Here is a 17,118-nt window from a genome sequence, read left to right as displayed (position 1 = left end):
GAATCTAACTTTTGTTTAACTCAATATATTGAGGTATGAGAAATAATGGAAAACACTACCCTTCGTTTATGGCTGTCGGAAAGAATGAGTTCGGTAGTTACCCTTTAGCATTTATAAAGAATTTAATTAATAAGAAATATTTGTTTAACTTTAAAAGACATGGTATGAAGAAAAACTATGTAATGGCTGCTTTGGTTCTGTCGCTGTTGGCGGGATGCAGCACTGATGTTAAAGAATCTGACATCAAGTTTGCAGGAGAGGCGGGTGTGAAGGTCTCTTTCAATGCAGTGATAAACAGTCAGACCGGAACTCCTTTGACACCAACCCGAGCTACTGATACAGAATGGGAAATTGGAGATTCAATAGGAATTTCCTGTGGAGGTAATCAACAGAATATCCACTACAAATACATAGGTGATGCGAATAATATGTTTGCCGCCAAAGGAGGTGTAGGAGAAGAAATTTGGGTTTTGGGAACACAAGAATATGATGTGATAGCCTATTGTCCGTTTATGGGTACGTCTGGAGTGACCGAGGGAATTGTAAGTGTATTGACTGACACTGAAAATCAAGCAACGGCAGAAAAAAGAAAATATCTTGATTTTCTTTATGCTACGGCTACGGCAAGTGCCGCTCAGCCAAATGTACAGTTAGTGTTTAACCATAAGATGAGCCGCATCAAGATAAAATTTGAAGCAGGCGACGGAGTTTCACTTTCTGATATAGACTGTTATCTTATCGGATTGAAGCAGGAGGGTACATTCAATACAAGCACAGGAGCGACGACTGTCAGCGAGAGTGCGACGACTGAGGATATCTATTGGGGAAATGTAGGTGAAGTAAATAATCATACGATGGAAGCTATCTTGTTGCCACAGACTGTGAGCAGCAAAGTGAGTATTCAGGCCAGAATGGGAGGGCGGTTATATGAAGTGCAATTCCCTAACTTGACTAAGTTAGATACGGGAGTTTCCTATAACTATACTATTAAGGCCAGCATGTCAGTAGACCAAAAGGATTATGTATTTACTATCACGAAAGAGGGAACACAGATCAATGACTGGACTACAGAAGAAGAGGAGATAAAATCTGAGTCTACTTCTCCTGATACAGGTGCTACGACCGAAAATCCGGATTGGACAGTAGAAGAGGAAGATATTACTGCTACAGAAAAAAAATAGCTGTTCTTTTATACCAATATTAATACGACGCATTAATCATTCAATAAATAAAAAATACGAATATGAAAATATATAATTATATATCAGCACTTTTGATTGCAGGTATTGCAAGTTTCTCTTCTTGTTCGCAAGAAGATTTGAATGTGAACGAAACAGGTTCTTCTAATGGTTTCCGCATCAGTGTGACCGATGGTGGATTTATAGATACTACTCCGGGAACACGTGCAGTTGAAAACGGATATACTACTGCCTTTGCTGAAGGAGATGCTATCGGTGTCTTTGGAGTAGATGCCGGCGGAATAGTGACGGATATTAACAACCGGAAGTTTACGATGAAGAACGGCAGTTGGGAAATTGAAGGAACTCCCATCGAATATAAAGGTGCCGATTTTAAAGATATGGATTTTTATGCTTATTATCCATATGACGCAGATGTGATATTTAATGTCGGTCAAGAAGATCCGTTTGCTCAATATGTTGATAGTTGGGTGCTGGGTAATAATCAGTCCAACGAAGAATATACCAAATACGACTTGATGACAAGTTCCGGTAGTGCTGTGGTAGACAATCGTTTTAAAGGTGAAATCAACTTTAAAATGATGCACCGTATGGCTTTGACTGTATTGAAAATGCCTAAACTTGTTTATGACTTTGCCAATACGGACGTAACCCTTGATGATTATGAATTGCCTGTTACTGCTAGTTCTTTCAAATTGAATGGTAATGAAGTGACTCCTTTTTATCAAGAAAGTACGGATTCTTATCGCTTCTTGGTGAAACCGGGAACAGAGTTTACTATTGAAGGTACATATATAGGAACAAAGGAGATGTCATATGCGGCTACTGCTACATTGAATAACGGAACGGCTAAAGTATATACAATCAATGATCCTAATAAATACGAATATATACTTGCTGTAGGGGATTATTATTGTGCAAATGGTTCAATTGTCAGCAAAGATACTGAAACTGTTCCTGAAAATGTAATTGGTATTGTATGTTATGTGGGAAATCCGCAACCATCGGTAACACATTCCAGTACTTATACGGAAACTAATGATATTCTGCATAACGACTATCCGGCTTGTAGCCACGGGTTGGTTATAGCGTTGGAAGATATGATTGGATCTGCTTTTCAATGGGGAACTAAAAATCCGTCTACCGGGGCCGCTGATGCATTGTTCGGTGATTGGTTTAAGACTGACGAAGAATGGCAGAATCGCCTTGTAAGCAATTTAAATGAATCAAATAAGGGTGGTGCTCCTTATGCTGCTATTCCGGGATTTATGGGTTACAACAACACATTCCTGTTGACTTACTGTTATGAAAATATACGGCAGTTCCCTTGTGACAATGCTTACGTTAATCTTAACAACTACCGTTCGAAAGTAACTGTTCCTTCTATGGTTACCGACTGGTATATTCCAAGCATTGTAGAGTTGGAACAAGTGGCTAAATCATTAAATGCTATTAATACAAGCATCAATTCCGCAAAAGGAACAACATTGACAACTGATGCCGGATATTTTAGCAGTAATGAGCGTGCTGTAACTTATATGTGGTATCATAAACTTTCAGAGAATGGTCAGGATATAACGCTGCGTGAGCGCGGTTCCGGTGGCAAACTATGTCGTTTGATGCTTGCTTTCTAAACAGATAATTATATTCAAATAAAGAAAATAAGGCGGCATGGATATACTTCGCCGCCTCATAACTCCTCTATCATGAAAATAGAAATATATGAATAAGAAAAACTTAATAAAAGGAACAACTTTACCTATTGCCCTGTTTTTCTCTTTCGCCCTAATACCGACTTTCGGCAATCAAGGACAGGCTATAGCTGCTGTTGATATAGTTCAGCAACAAGGCATTATCAAGGGAACGGTGGTGGACGATAAAGGCGAACCGGTGATTGGAGCTAATGTTCTTGTTGTAGGTACTTCTGTCGGTACTATTACCGATATCGACGGTATGTTTAAAATCAATGCGAAAGCAGGGACGAAGCTGAAAGTTACTTTTATCGGATATACTGAGCAAGTGTTAGTTGCCAAAAATAATATGCGAGTGGTTTTATCGGAAGATGCTACCACTTTGCAAGAAGTGGAAATCGTGGCATATGGTGTGCAGAAGAAAGTAACCATGACGGGTGCTGTGGCAAGTGTTAAGACCGAAGCCCTGACACGTACTTCCATCGGTTCTGTCTCTAATGTATTAGGAGGGCAGATGGCAGGTCTGACTACCATTCAAACATCCGGTGAACCGGGTGCAGATGCCGCAGAGGTTTTTATCCGTGGTAAAGCGACATGGGGAGATGCGTCTCCATTGATTCAGGTGGATGGTGTAGAACGTAGCATGAATGATATAGATCCCAATGAAATAGAGTCTATATCCATTTTGAAAGACGCTTCCGCCACTGCTGTGTTTGGTGTACGCGGAGCCAATGGAGTTATTCTGATTACTACCAAGCGCGGTAGGGAAGGAAAGGCACATATCTCTTTCAGCACTTCTGCTTCTATACAAATGCCTACTAAAATGGTGGAAACTGCTAACTCTTATGAATATGCTATGTTTTATAATCAAATGATAGCTAATGATACACCTGTGGGGGAAATACCAGCCAAGACATTCTCAGATGGAGTTATTCAAAAATTCCGGGATGGTTCTGATCCCCTTCGTTTTCCGAGTGTCAATTGGATTGATTATATTATGGGGGATGCTACTCTGCAGAGTCAGCACAATCTGAATATTTCCGGAGGTACGGATAAGGTGCGTTATTTTATCTCGGCAGGTGCTTATACACAAGGCGGACTTTTCAATGAGTTTAGTCTGCCTTATGGTATCAGCTATCAATATCGTCGTTTTAATTACCGAAGTAACTTGGATATAGATGTGACGAAAACCACTACAATCTCATTCAATGTGGCAGGAAACGTTAATTCATCCGAAAAGCCACGTACCAGCCAAGGTTCATCCGGAATGGTTAAGAATATCTATTATTCAACTCCGTTTAGAAGTGCCGGTTTTGTAAATAATAAGTTGGTATATACTACTACTGACTCACAGTCTGACGGATTGAGCTTACCTTTTGTCGGTGATGCAGACCCATTCACTTATTATGGAGGCGGAGCTGCCCATAGTGTCAACAATTCATTGAATGCCGACCTCATTTTGAATCAGAAATTGGATTTTATCACTAAAGGACTTTCATTTAAGTTAAAAGGTTCGTACAATAGCTCATTTACCATTAATAAGAATTTGTCCGGTGGTACGGAAATGACTTATACACCGGTATTACAGAGTGATGGGAGTGTAGGATTACGTCCGGTAGACGGTAGTAAATACACTGATGTGAGCTATGGAGTTTCTCGGGGACAGTCGCGTAACTGGTATATGGAAGCTGCACTGAACTATAATCGCTCGTTTGGTAATCACAACATAGGGGCATTAGTGCTTTATAATCAGTCCAAAGAATATTACCCAAAAGAATATTCGGATGTTCCGCGAGGATATGTCGGTTTGGTTGGACGTGTAACTTACGACTGGAAAAACCGTTATATGGTAGAAGCTAATATGGGTTATAACGGTTCGGAGAACTTTGCTTCGGATAATCGGTTTGCCCTCTTTCCGGCAGCATCCGTAGGGTGGGTGGCTAGTGAAGAAAAGTTTTGGGAATCTATCAAACCGGTAATAAGCTTCCTGAAACTACGTGCCAGCTTCGGTTTGGTAGGTAATGATAAAATCGGTGGCTCCCGTTTTATGTATACTGCCAATCCTTATCATGTTAATCTGAACGGTTATGTTAGTAATTCCGGTTATGGAAGTGGTAATCTTGCTCAGATACAGGGCTCTTATGGATACTTGTTCGGGCAAGGAGGACAAACTTCCACTGTTAGTTTAGGAGCACATGAGTGGGCGATTAATAATGCGAATGTGACATGGGAAAAAGCATTCAAGCAGAACTATGGTATTGATATCAACTTTTTTAACGACCGTTTATCTGCTACAGTAGAATATTACAAGGAACACCGTTGGGATATCCTTCTGCAAGACGGAACAGCTCCCGGTATGTTAGGTTTTACTCAACCTTTCTCTAATTTAGGGGAAGTAAATAACTGGGGATGGGAACTTTCGTTGAAATGGAACGATAAGGTCGGGAAAAACTTTCGCTATTGGGCGGGTATAAACCTTTCTTATAATCAGAATGAAATCATCGAGCGTAAGGAAGCTCCTCAGGATTACGACTATTTGTACGAGAAAGGACATCGTATCGGCTCACGTAAGCAATATGCTTTCTGGCGCTATTACGATGAACAAACACCGGTACTGTATGAACAGACATTCCATCGTCCGTTTCCGACTCATTCGGTTGTATTACAAAATGGAGATGCTGTTTATGTCGATTTAAATGGCGACCGGAAGATTGACGCAAATGATATGGGTTATGATTATGGATTTACGGATGATCCGGAATACATGGTAGGTATGAATCTCGGATTCTCTTGGAAGAATTTGGAAGTAAATACGCAATGGACTGGTGCGTGGAATGTGAGCCGAATGATTTCGGATGTGTTCCGTCGGCCATTTTTATCTAGTTCAGGTAATGTTGCAGGTGGTTTGCTTGCCTATCATTTGGCAAATACATGGACAAAAGAAAATCCGTCGCAAGATGCAAAATATCCACGTGCTACATGGAAGAACGCTGATAATAACTATGCAGAATCAACTCTTTATGAACAAGATTCCAAATATTTGCGTCTAAAAACTCTGACTATTGCTTATAATTTTCAATTCCCTTTGATGAAGAAATTGGGAATGAGTACTTGTCAGCTATCGTTCAGTGGCTATAATTTGTGGACTCTCACACCTTATTTATGGGGCGACCCGGAAGCAAGAGCTAGTAATGCACCTTCGTACCCGTTGACAAAGACATATACATTGGGATTGAAACTGGGATTCTAAAAACAGATTTAAAATTTGATTATTATGAAACAAAAATATAAATGGTTTGTCGGAGTAATGATGGCAGGAGTGCTTGGTATAGGAACTACTTCTTGTGTAGACGAGATTAAGTTCGGCAACAGCTTTCTCGAAAAAGCGCCGGGTGGATCTGCTACTCAAGATACTATATTCAACAGCGTCACTTATACCCGGCAGTTTTTGAATACCTGTTATAGCCGCCAATATTATGGTTTGCCTTATGTAAATTCTTCTGTTGATGACTTTCCGGATTCTTCCAATCCCTATACAGGAAAGTTCGATGCATTGACTGACTGTTGGCAACTTCACTATTCGGGAACTACGGTTTATAACAGTTACTATAGTGGTACGCATACCGCTAATTACGGTATTCGTGGTGATATCTTCGGATATACTCGTGAAGGTGTCTGGCAGACTGTGCGGTGGTGCTGGCTGCTGTTGGAAAATGTAGACAGAGTGCCTGGTATGGGAGAGGATGAAAAAGTAAAGATGAAAGCAGAGGCGAAATGCCTTATTGCTGCTCGCTATTTTGATATGTTCCGTCACTATGGAGGATTACCGCTTATTTATGCTTCGTTCATGGGAACGGAGACCAACTATCAATTACCACGTGCTACGGTGGAAGAAACCGTGAACTATATGGATAAAATGCTAGAGGAAGCTATCGAATCCGGTGGTTTGAAATGGGCATATGAAGGAGCTGATTTTAATTCAGATAGCGGTCATTGGACATTAGCAGGGGCTATGGCATTGAGATGTAAACTATGGCAGTTTGCCGCTTCTCCTTTGTTTAACGACACTCAAGGATATGCTGGTGGACGTAGTGAAGCGGAACAGCAACATTTGGTGTGGTATGGAAGTAAACGTCCCGAATTGTGGAATAAATGTCTTGAATATTGCAGGCAGTTTTTCAATGCCATAGAGGCAAACGGTTTTTATAAGTTACGGGAAGCAGCAGGCAGCAATCCTACTCCCACTGAGTATCGGTATGCTTACCGGATGGGGTACATCCTTTTGGATAGTCCTGAAGTATTACACTCCGTACGTGTAGCAGGCTATGAACGTCCGGGCGGGTCGACTACTTATATATGGCGTACTTGGTGTAACAATGGACGTAACTCTTATACTCCGACCCAAGAGTATGTTGAGATGTTTCCTTGGGCAGACGGAACCCCGTTTGACTGGAATGAGACGGAAGCAGAAGGCAAGCTAAACGATATGTTTCTGACCGGCGAGTTTGCTGATGGAGAAAATACTCTTTCCAATCTTATATTAACCCGTGATCCGCGACTATATGAATCTGTTATCGTGAACAATATACCTCGAAATTTAGGATGGTCTTCTCCTAAAATGAGTGACTATCCATGGGAATTATGGGTGGGAGGTACGGATGCAAAGACAGCTCCTGTATTGGAAAATATGCGTTTTGCTACTGGATATGATAACATGAAATATTATTTGAGTGACAGTGATTATGAACGCCAACCTATCCATTGGGCATATCTTCGTTTGTCCGATCTCTTTCTGACGTATGCAGAAGCTCTGCTGCAAGCCGAAAATAATTTCACAGATGCTCTTTATTGGGTAAATGAAGTCCGCGCCCGTGTAGGCTTGGGTAAATTGGAGGAATGTATCCCGAATAAGAATCTGACAACTGATAAGGATGCTTTGTTAGAGGAAATACTTCGTGAACGTGCTTGTGAATTAGGCATGGAAGACAGCCGTTATTTCGACTTGATTCGTTACAAACGTGCAGACCGTTTTGAAAAGAAACTGCATGGCTTATTGATTTATCGCTTGGATGATGCGGGTAAGCGTATAGAGAAACCTTGGAGAGACGGAACTGATGAATTCGGTAAAAATGCCATTCAGCCTACGAGATTTGAATATGAAAGATTCGAATTGCATAACAGAGCACGTGTTTGGTGGACACAAGGATTCGATTCGAAATGGTATTTATCTCCGTTTCCTCAAAATGAAATCAACAAAGGATACGGTTTGATTCAAAATCCCGGCTGGTGATGAGAAACATGAGTAAAATTGATTTTAGAACAGTGATATGAAAAATAATAAAATGCTGGTACTGATTCTGTTGGCATCTTTGGGTATGCCGATAGGAGCGCAGAATATAGATAATAAAGGAAGAGTGTCTGGAGATTCCGTCACTGTGGATGTAGGGGCTAACCGGGTGTTCAGCCGCCACGAATCGACTGCGGCAGTCTCTACCGTTTATAATGAAGAATTTGATAAGAGGGCTTCAAAGGATATTTCTAACTCTCTTTTCGGACAGGGACTGGGATTGACCGCCTTGCAGAATGCGGGTAATTTTTCTAGTACGGAGCCTACTTTTTATGTACGTGGTCTGCAAAGTCTGTCTAGTAGTTCGCCATTAATTTTGGTAGACGGGTTGGAACGTGACATGAGCCTTGTGTCACCGGAAGAAGTAGAATCGGTATCTATACTGAAGGATGCCGCAGCAGTTGCGTTATATGGCTATAAAGGTATTAATGGAGCTGTTTTGGTAACTACCAAACGGGGAAAATACAATTCGAGGGAAATAAAATTTACTTATGATCATGTAATCAACTTCCAGTCGCGTCGCCCTGATTTTGTGAATGCCGCTACCTATGCCGAAGCTGTGAATGAGGCACGAGGTTACGAAGGATTAGATGTGCGTTATACCCCTCTTGAAATTCATGCTTTCCGTTATGGGAGAGTGAAGGGGTTGGGTGATCGTATCAATGCGCAATTACCTTATTTTTATCCGAATGTGGATTGGATTGACGAAACTTTCCGTGACATGGGAGTCTCTAATAAATATAATATAGAGTTTACAGGAGGAGGTAGTAAATTTCGTTATTATGCAATGTTAGGGTTGATAACAGATAAGGGATTCGTTGCCAATGCTAATATGAATGACGGTTATTCTACACAAGACAAGTATTCTAGTGCTAATTTGCGTACAAATTTGGATATTGACTTGACGAGTACCACTAAACTGAAATTAAATCTTCTCGGTTCACTGTCCGAATCAAGTCGTCCGGGAACTTCCAGTACGGATTTGTGGGATATGGTTTATTCGATTCCTTCCGCCGCCTTTCCTATACTATCGGATGACGGTTCGTGGGGAGGAAGCTCCACTTGGGCGGGTACGCTGAACCCGGTGGCGCAATCGCAAGGAGCAGCCTATAGCAAGGGACATACGCGTAGTTTGTTGGCGGACTTGACCTTATCACAGGACTTGTCCGGATTAATGAAAGGATTAGGTGTAAATTTCCGTTTGGCATACGACAACTACTCTTCCATTTGGGAAGATCACAGTAAGACATATGCTTATAGGGGATATACGCCTAGCTGGCAGGATTCAAGCGCCGGTGGCCCGTTGTATACAGTTGTTACGGGCGGTAAACCCAGTGAAATGGCGACCGGTGCCGATACGAATGATTGGGCACGTCAGTTCAATTTCTCCGGAGGTTTTGATTATAATCGTTCATTCGGAAAACATGATATTTATTCACAGTTGAAATGGGAGTATGAGTTTCGTGACACTTATGGAGTAAATACCAGTATCTACCGCCAAAATGTATCGTGGTATACTCACTATGGCTTCAATAAGCGTTATTATGTAGATTTGGCATTGGTTGGATCGGCTTCCAATTTATTAGCTCCGGGACATAAATGGGCTTTCTCACCTACCATCTCTGCGGCTTGGGTACTTTCGGAAGAGGACTTTATGAAAGCGTTTTCTTGGGTTGATCTTTTGAAGTTACGGGCTTCGTTTGGTGTGATTAATGCTGATTACTTGCCTAAAGACGGTGATAATTCGGTATATAACTATTGGGAACAAATTTATACGACAACGGGTACACGCTATCTGTTTGATGTCGGTTATGGATCCAATTTCGGAACCACTTACATGAATCGATTGGCTACATTAAACTCGACACACGAGAAAGCTTATAAATATAATGTAGGGTTGGATGCAACGATGTTCAAAGGATTGAATTTGACGATAGAAGGATATTATCAACGTCGGAAAGATATTTGGGTGGATTCTAGCGGTCAATATTCAACAGTACTTGGTATGGATTCTCCTTATGAAAACGCAGGTATTGTGGATAGTTGGGGTACTGAGTTCGGTTTGGACTATACGAAACGGTGGGGTGATTGGGTTGTTAATGCTGGAGGAAACTTTGCTTTTACCCGAAACGAAATCAAGGAGCAACGGGAAGAACCGCGTTTATATGATAACTTGAAACGGACGGGACACCGATTGAATCAGGTGTACGGCTTGGTTGCAGAAGGTTTTTTCAAAGATGAGGCAGAGATTGAGAGCAGTCTGGCACAGAACTTCAGTACGGTAGTTCCTGGTGATATCAAATATAAGGATGTGAACGGAGATAAGGTGATCGATGCAAACGACGTGACGGCTATTGGATATAGTACGGCTGCCCCGGAAATCTATTATTCTTTCCATTTGGGAGCCGAATGGAAAGGAATCGGATTGGATGCCATGTTTCAGGGGACAGGAAACTATTCTGCCGTCTTGAATACCAAGAGTATGTTTTGGCCGTTGATTAACAATACATCACTTTCCACACACTATTATGAGAACCGTTGGACTCCCGAAAACTTGAATGCAAAATATCCGCGTCTGAGCTCGCAGAGTAATGCCAATAATTATCAGACTAACACGATCTGGCTTGCCGACCGTTCGTTCTTGAAATTACGCAATGTGGAGGTTTATTATAAATTTCCCCAACATCTGATGAAACGGACAAAAATATTAGGTAGTGCTAAATTGTATGTACGAGGAGTGGATTTGCTTTGTTTTGATCATATCGACGTGGCGGATCCGGAATCTTACGGTGCGACAAATCCATTGACCAAGAGTGTGGTAGTAGGTGTTAAGATAGGATTTTAATCATTAAAAACGAGGTAAAGAATGAAACTGAATAAATTGATATATGGCGTTCTGACCATCTTCGCTTTTTCTTCTTGTGCGGATCAGATGGACTATTCAGAGTATAATCCTTATGACGCGGGTTATGTAAAGCGTACTTTTTATGATGTAGGCGGGTTGGTATCTAACATTTACCAATCACTTGACTCTGATTTTGGAAATTATAGTGGTGCTATTTTGGGTTCTGCTACCGACGAATCGCAATATTCCTATACAGGTAATGCTATTGAGACTTTTTACAATGGAGCATGGAGTCCGGTGAATGCGCAGAGCAGTATGTGGACTTCCAGTTATAAAGCAATTGCCAATTGTAACAATTATCTGGAGGAATTTACAGGACTGACGTTCTCGGAGTATGAACAAATCTCCGATTATGAAGCTGAGATGTATCGCTATAATAATTATCAATATGAAGTCCGTTTTCTGCGGGCATATTTCTACTTTAATCTGGTAAGACAATACGGAGATGTACCTTTTACCGATCATGTCTTGTCAACTTCTGAGGTGAATACGCTTACACGTAAACCAGCTCAAGAGGTATTCGACTGGATTATTAAGGAATGTGACGAGATAAAAGATCTGATTATACCGGATTATAATAATTTGGGGGCTTTGGTTCCTGCCGGCGAATCAGCGGAAACAGGGCGAGCCAACAAGCGTACAGTATTGGCATTAAAAGCGCGTACGGCTTTGTATGCCGCCAGTCCGTTGTTCAATTCTCATCAGGAAGGTAGCCAAGAGTACAAGGAACTGTGGTATCGTGCAGCCAAGGCTAATAAAGACGTGATCGAGACTTGCGAAGAAGCAGGTATGAGATTGATAGATGACTACGAGAATTTATGGGATGCAAAGAGTTACAGTAGTGCCATCGATGAACTCATTTTCGGTTGTCGTGCCATACGTGCTACCAACTCTTTTGAAAAATATAATTTTCCTGTCGGGTTGGAAAACTGCCGAGGTGGAAACTGCCCTACACAGACATTGGTGGATGCCTATGAATTGAAGGACGGTGGTGAAAGACCAGATAAAAAGGCGGATTATGATAAAAATAAACCTTATTACGAGGGGCGTGATCCTAGATTTGAAAAAACGATTGCTAAGAATGGTGATACAAAATGGCCGAATTGGAACGAAACTGCGTTAGAAACCTATCAGGGAGGTGCAAATGCTGAACCACTGAGTGGAGGAACGCCTACCGGCTATTATCTGAAAAAGTATTGTCAGACAAGTATTAATACGACGACAGCGAAGCCTACTACAGATAATCATACATGGATTATATATCGCTTAGGAGAGTTCTATCTGAATTATGCAGAAGCATTATTCAAATATTTAGGTACTGCTTACGCTACCAATAACGAATTTCCTATTCCTGCCAATGAGATGGTGAATAAAACTCGCCAGCGCACGAAGGTGAATATGCCTAAATTTCCCGCAGGCCTGAATAATCAGCTATGGTGGGAGAAATACCAGAATGAGCGCATGGTAGAGTTAGCATTCGAGGGACACCGTTTTTGGGATGTACGTCGTTGGAAGGAAGGAGACAAGCATTTCAGTAGCATTGATGAAATGAAAATATATAAGAGTGGGGATTCATATTCATATAGGCGTGTCACTGTGGATAGGCAATGGGATGATAAAATGTATTTCTTTCCTATTCCGCAAAGTGAAAAAGCCAAGAATCCTAATTTGACGCAGAATCCGGGGTGGTAGAACTAACCTCGGAATTGAAAAATGATTATTTAATACTAAAGACAGAATATGAAGAAAATATTATATACATTAGGACTGTTTGGATTGTTGACATTTGGAGCATGCTCGGATACTGATCCGGTAGTGGATGAAGAACCGGAATTTAATAATAATATAAAGGAAGAGCCGTTGAAAGACTTGCCTACGGAGGTTATTACGGGAAGCCGTGCTATGTGGGTGAGCTATGACCCTATGTCTGAAACTGATCAACATAATGCCACAGGAATTTCTTCGGCGTTAGTTAGTTGGAGATTGTTGTTGACCGATCCGGAAAATATAGCTTTCGATATTTATAAGTCAGAAGATGGGGGTGAAGAAGTCAAGTTAAATGAAGCGGCGATAACGAAGACTACTTGTTGGGTAGATGAGGATATTAATCCCGTAAAAACAAATTATTATCGGGTGACATTGGCTGGTCAAGAGGAAACAATCTGTGACTACACGTTTACTTCTGAGATGGCGACAAAATTCTATCGGGAGATTATACTAAGAAGTGATGTGCCCGATGCTGCATTGACATATGCTCCTGATGATATTCAATTGGGTGAACTGGATGGAGACGGAGAACTGGAAATTGTAATTAAGAGAGAGCCGTATGATGGAGCCAATCAAGGAGGATGGCGCAATGGAACCACTCTTTTAGAGGCTTACAAACTGGACGGTACCTTTTTGTGGCGTATAGACTTAGGTCTTAACATTCGTTCCGGCTCACATTATACTTCTTATATTTTATATGATTTTGATGGAGACGGCTTGTGTGAAATTGCATTCCGTTCATCTGAAGGAACTAAATTTCCTAATGGAAGAATAATTACCGATGCCAATGGGCTGGTGAATGATTATCGTTTGCGGGATACGAACGGTGTGGGGTGGTATTCCGGAAAAAGTCTGTATTCTACTGCCGGACTAGTTTTGGAAGGTCCTGAATACATTTCTATCTGTCGTGGATTTGACGGTTGTGAGATTACCCGTACTCCCAATATACCTCGTGGTCATGAGGACGAATCAAAGGTAGCACGTGCCCAATATTGGAATTCTTATTGGGGAGATGACTACGGAAACCGTATGGATCGTTTCTTCATTGGAGCAGCTTATTTGGATGGTATACCTGATGAGACGACTGGTGTAAGAAAAAGTAATCCAAGTTTGATTATTTCTCGTGGCATTTATAAAAACTGGCAAGTGTGGGCACTTGACTTACAAGGAAACGAATTGGTTAATCGTTGGAAGTTTGACACTGCCGACCATAGTGAGAAATGGCTGGCAATGTGTTCACATTCCTTCCGTGTGGCAGATTTGGATGATGATGGAAAGGATGAAATATTGTATGGCTCGGCTGCTATTGATGATGATGGAAGTGAGCTGTGGTGTACCGGGAACGGGCATGGAGACTGTTTGTATGTGGGACGGTTTATTCAGAATCCCCAGCAGATAAATCCATTATTCGGCAAACAACAGATTGTAGCTTCTTTTGAAGAGCAGGATACATATAGCACACAGGGATTAGGATATGCTTGTCAGGTGATTGATGCGAAAACAGGGAGCTTGATTGCCGGGCATGGAGCAGGTAAAAACGGGGATGTGGGACGTTGTATTGTAGCGGATGTAGATCCGGACAGTCCGGATTTTGAGTATTATTCGTCTTTACAGTCGGGAATGTATAGTTGCAGCAGTGGTCGTGTTGTCTCAACCGACTATCCGAAAGGGATTGGTAGCGGTGTGATGTACAATGCCGCTATTTATTGGAGCGGTCAACCGACAAGGGAAATGTATGACCGTGCTTGTATTGTAAGTTATAAGGGAAATCCGGATGTAAATAAAACGAATAAGAATCGTTTGGTATATTTCGGACACTATGGAAGTAATGACGGAAACCATGGAACGAAATTTAATCCTTGTTATTATGGAGATTTCTTGGGGGACTATCGCGAAGAAGTTATTTTAGGTTCGAACGATAATAGGTCTATCTATATTTTCTCCACTAATCATCCTACTACCCACCGTCTTCGACATCTGATGACTGATCATACTTATGATATGTCTCAGGCAATGCAAAACATAGGCTATAACCAAGGAACTAATCTAGGCTATTATGTAGGTGCCGAAACGATGAAATAAAAGTGTATTTATAACTTCTGAATTAAAGATGAGTTTTGCCACTTATTACTTCTGCGGGTTCAATGAAGTAATAAGTGGCAATTTTTGTGCTACTGGAATAAGGTATTTATTGGTAATACAAACTATTGTGGATTGCTGATGAATGCTTTTATCTGCTTTCGCTGAAAATGATAGGAGTTGAACGAATAAACAGGAGAATGGATGATATTATAGACCCCGTTCGGCATACCTGGCGTTATGATGTCGGCGGATTCCTCCTGGGATAATATATGCAGGAAGTTATTCCGAAGGATGAATAACAGAAGCGTTTATTTCTTCACATTTCACCATATCCCAACCTTGGAACTGAATTAGTAAAAGGTGAAGTGTCGTTCCGGTTGCCAGTTTCTGCACAACTTTATCCTTACTGTATTGTAACAGTTGCTGCCTTCCTTCTTCTGCCTGAGCCTCAAGTTCTGCATCGGTAGTTGTGCGTGTAGCGTATTTCAACTCCAGGATATAGCTGTGTTCTATATCGGAATAACGTATTTTGTCCGGCAGCAGGAAGAAGTCACAATAACCATAGTTCATTTCTAGTTCCGGCTGTACCAGATAATAGGAAGCAATGGCGAGATAGGCTTTCAGGAAACCTTGCAGGTTTCTTTCCCCTTCTATCGCGTCACGTATGGAAGAGTTCTCCCGATAGGCACGGGCGATGGTTTCGAAGAATGGTTGCCAATGACCGTCGAAGGCGAAATCATCTATCAAGTCTTTCAGATGTGAAAGATTCAAGGTATGAGCCTGTTGATAGTAGTCACGCAAGAATCCAAGGTACTGCTCGCGTACACAATTATTAGGTATGCACATTTTCAGACGGTCGCCACGAGTGCCGCATATGGTAAGTAAGCCATAATAATAGAGCAAACTTCGGAAGTTCTCAATATCTGCTATTTTCTCTGACGGGAATGAGGTATGCAAGTCTACCAGTATTTCACCTTTTGCCGCAATTTCCTCGATAGTGCTCATGCGGCTTCCCTCATGGGTATTGTCGTGGTCAATGCGTGCCAGCATTTTCAGTTTACTGTAATCCGTACGGATGTTCTTGTCTACCATATTTTCGGGCGGACGGTGAAAATCAATTTGGTTACGTAAATAGTATAAAGTCATATCGCAATTAAACACACGGTCGTTGTTCAAAGACGTTCTGGCGAAGCAATAATTGTCATACCACGGTTTCATTTCTGTAATCATCGCTTCTACATCACCGACCAACTTTCCATTCTGTTGGTAATAACGGAGCATTTCACGTACTTCAGTTTCATCAAATCCCATCATGGCATTAAAACGGGAATCAGTCGATATATTCCAGTCAATATTATACCCGCTAGATAAATCGTCTAGTGTGATAGGGCTGACTCCCATCAGGAAAATCCGGTCGAACATACCTTTGAACTGCTTGAAGTATTCACGGTAGAAGCCGCTGGCATGAGTCAGGTCATGAAACATTTTCTGCCCGTGTTCACTCAATATGACGTTGGTAAAGTTATCATATTCGTCGATTATCAGATAGAGTGGATACCCCTTTTCTTTCGCCTTTACTTCGATATACGATAATTTTGCTTTAGCGCTTTCAATGCTTTCTACTGTTGACTTGAAATCTTCATCATAATAAGATGCATATGCATGGGCAAACTGGTTGATGATGATACTGCAATATTCATTAAAGCTACTCATCAAATCTGCTCCCGGCAGTGAGCAACCTGCTTTTGAGAAGTCGAAGAAAAGGATTTGGAAGCTGTTATGTTGTTTGGTTGGACGGCTTCCTATCCATAAGTCACCGAAATACTTGTCGAAGTTATCCTTCTGTATTATGTCGTAATAAGTACGCATCATGCTTAGGAATAAGCTTTTTCCGAAACGTCTCGGACGAATCAGGAAAAGGTAACTGGGCATTTCCTCGATAAGGGGCAAATACATGGTCTTATCGACGAAATAGAAGTTTTCGTTCCGCATCCGGTTAAAGTCGGATATTCCGTATGGTATTCCTTTCACTTGGCTCATATTGACAGACTTTTAATTAGTACAGGCAAAGTTAATCTATTCCGTGGAATAAATCAATGATTTGCGACTGTATTATGTTGGATACGA

At 41.4% G+C, this 17,118-nt stretch carries 8 protein-coding genes; 7 read left to right on the top strand and 1 reads right to left on the bottom strand.

All coding sequences use genetic code 11. The annotated features are described in order from the left end of the window. The first annotated feature begins 164 nt into the window (after positions 1–164). The 7 genes from RDN93_RS19185 to RDN93_RS19155 all read left to right on the top strand — a co-directional run bounded on the left by RDN93_RS19185 (position 165) and on the right by RDN93_RS19155 (position 14,991). The gene (locus RDN93_RS19185; RefSeq protein ID WP_308746979.1) at positions 165–1,181 is read left to right on the top strand and encodes a fimbrillin family protein; all 1,017 of its coding nucleotides are present in this window, start codon (positions 165–167) and stop codon (positions 1,179–1,181) included. A gap of 62 nt (positions 1,182–1,243) precedes the next feature. After that, entirely contained in the window at positions 1,244–2,833 is a 1,590-nt protein-coding gene (locus RDN93_RS19180) for a fimbrillin family protein (protein WP_308746978.1), read from the top strand. 88 nt (positions 2,834–2,921) lie between these two features. After that, positions 2,922–6,140, top strand: a complete 3,219-nt coding sequence (locus RDN93_RS19175; RefSeq protein WP_044655842.1) for a TonB-dependent receptor — start codon at positions 2,922–2,924, stop codon at positions 6,138–6,140. 24 nt (positions 6,141–6,164) lie between these two features. Further along, positions 6,165–8,180, top strand: coding sequence for a RagB/SusD family nutrient uptake outer membrane protein (locus tag RDN93_RS19170; protein WP_308746977.1), 2,016 nt, complete (start codon positions 6,165–6,167; stop codon positions 8,178–8,180). Positions 8,181–8,217: 37 nt separating this feature from the next. After that, positions 8,218–11,082 carry a SusC/RagA family TonB-linked outer membrane protein gene (locus RDN93_RS19165; RefSeq protein WP_308746976.1) on the top strand — a complete coding sequence of 955 codons (2,865 nt, stop codon included), beginning with the start codon at positions 8,218–8,220 and terminating at the stop codon, positions 11,080–11,082. A 21-nt stretch (positions 11,083–11,103) separates the two neighbouring features. Beyond that, on the top strand, positions 11,104–12,834 hold the full coding sequence (locus RDN93_RS19160) for a RagB/SusD family nutrient uptake outer membrane protein (RefSeq protein WP_308746975.1): 1,731 nt from the start codon (positions 11,104–11,106) through the stop codon (positions 12,832–12,834). Between the two features lie 48 nt (positions 12,835–12,882). Then, positions 12,883–14,991, top strand: a complete 2,109-nt coding sequence (locus RDN93_RS19155; RefSeq protein ID WP_308746974.1) for a hypothetical protein — start codon at positions 12,883–12,885, stop codon at positions 14,989–14,991. 279 nt (positions 14,992–15,270) lie between these two features. Here RDN93_RS19155 and RDN93_RS19150 read toward each other — a convergent pair whose 3' ends face one another. Beyond that, complete coding sequence (locus tag RDN93_RS19150) at positions 15,271–17,031, bottom strand: ATP-binding protein (protein WP_308746973.1); 1,761 nt, start codon at positions 17,029–17,031, stop codon at positions 15,271–15,273. Positions 17,032–17,118: the final 87 nt, after the last annotated feature.

The sequence above is a fragment of the uncultured Bacteroides sp. genome (assembly GCF_902491285.1).
Classification (GTDB): domain Bacteria; phylum Bacteroidota; class Bacteroidia; order Bacteroidales; family Bacteroidaceae; genus Bacteroides.
Note: the sequence above shows the minus strand (reverse complement) of the source record. Positions and strands in the feature narration are given on the sequence as shown.

What these genes read in the sequence shown, in the direction of transcription:
- RDN93_RS19185 (WP_308746979.1), top strand. Translation starts at nt 165, where the DNA reads ATGAAGAAAAACTATGTAATGGCTGCTTTGGTTCTGTCGCTGTTGGCG.
- RDN93_RS19180 (WP_308746978.1), top strand. Translation starts at nt 1,244, where the DNA reads ATGAAAATATATAATTATATATCAGCACTTTTGATTGCAGGTATTGCA.
- RDN93_RS19175 (WP_044655842.1), top strand. Translation starts at nt 2,922, where the DNA reads ATGAATAAGAAAAACTTAATAAAAGGAACAACTTTACCTATTGCCCTG.
- RDN93_RS19170 (WP_308746977.1), top strand. Translation starts at nt 6,165, where the DNA reads ATGAAACAAAAATATAAATGGTTTGTCGGAGTAATGATGGCAGGAGTG.
- RDN93_RS19165 (WP_308746976.1), top strand. Translation starts at nt 8,218, where the DNA reads ATGAAAAATAATAAAATGCTGGTACTGATTCTGTTGGCATCTTTGGGT.
- RDN93_RS19160 (WP_308746975.1), top strand. Translation starts at nt 11,104, where the DNA reads ATGAAACTGAATAAATTGATATATGGCGTTCTGACCATCTTCGCTTTT.
- RDN93_RS19155 (WP_308746974.1), top strand. Translation starts at nt 12,883, where the DNA reads ATGAAGAAAATATTATATACATTAGGACTGTTTGGATTGTTGACATTT.
- RDN93_RS19150 (WP_308746973.1), bottom strand. Translation starts at nt 17,031, where the DNA reads ATGAGCCAAGTGAAAGGAATACCATACGGAATATCCGACTTTAACCGG.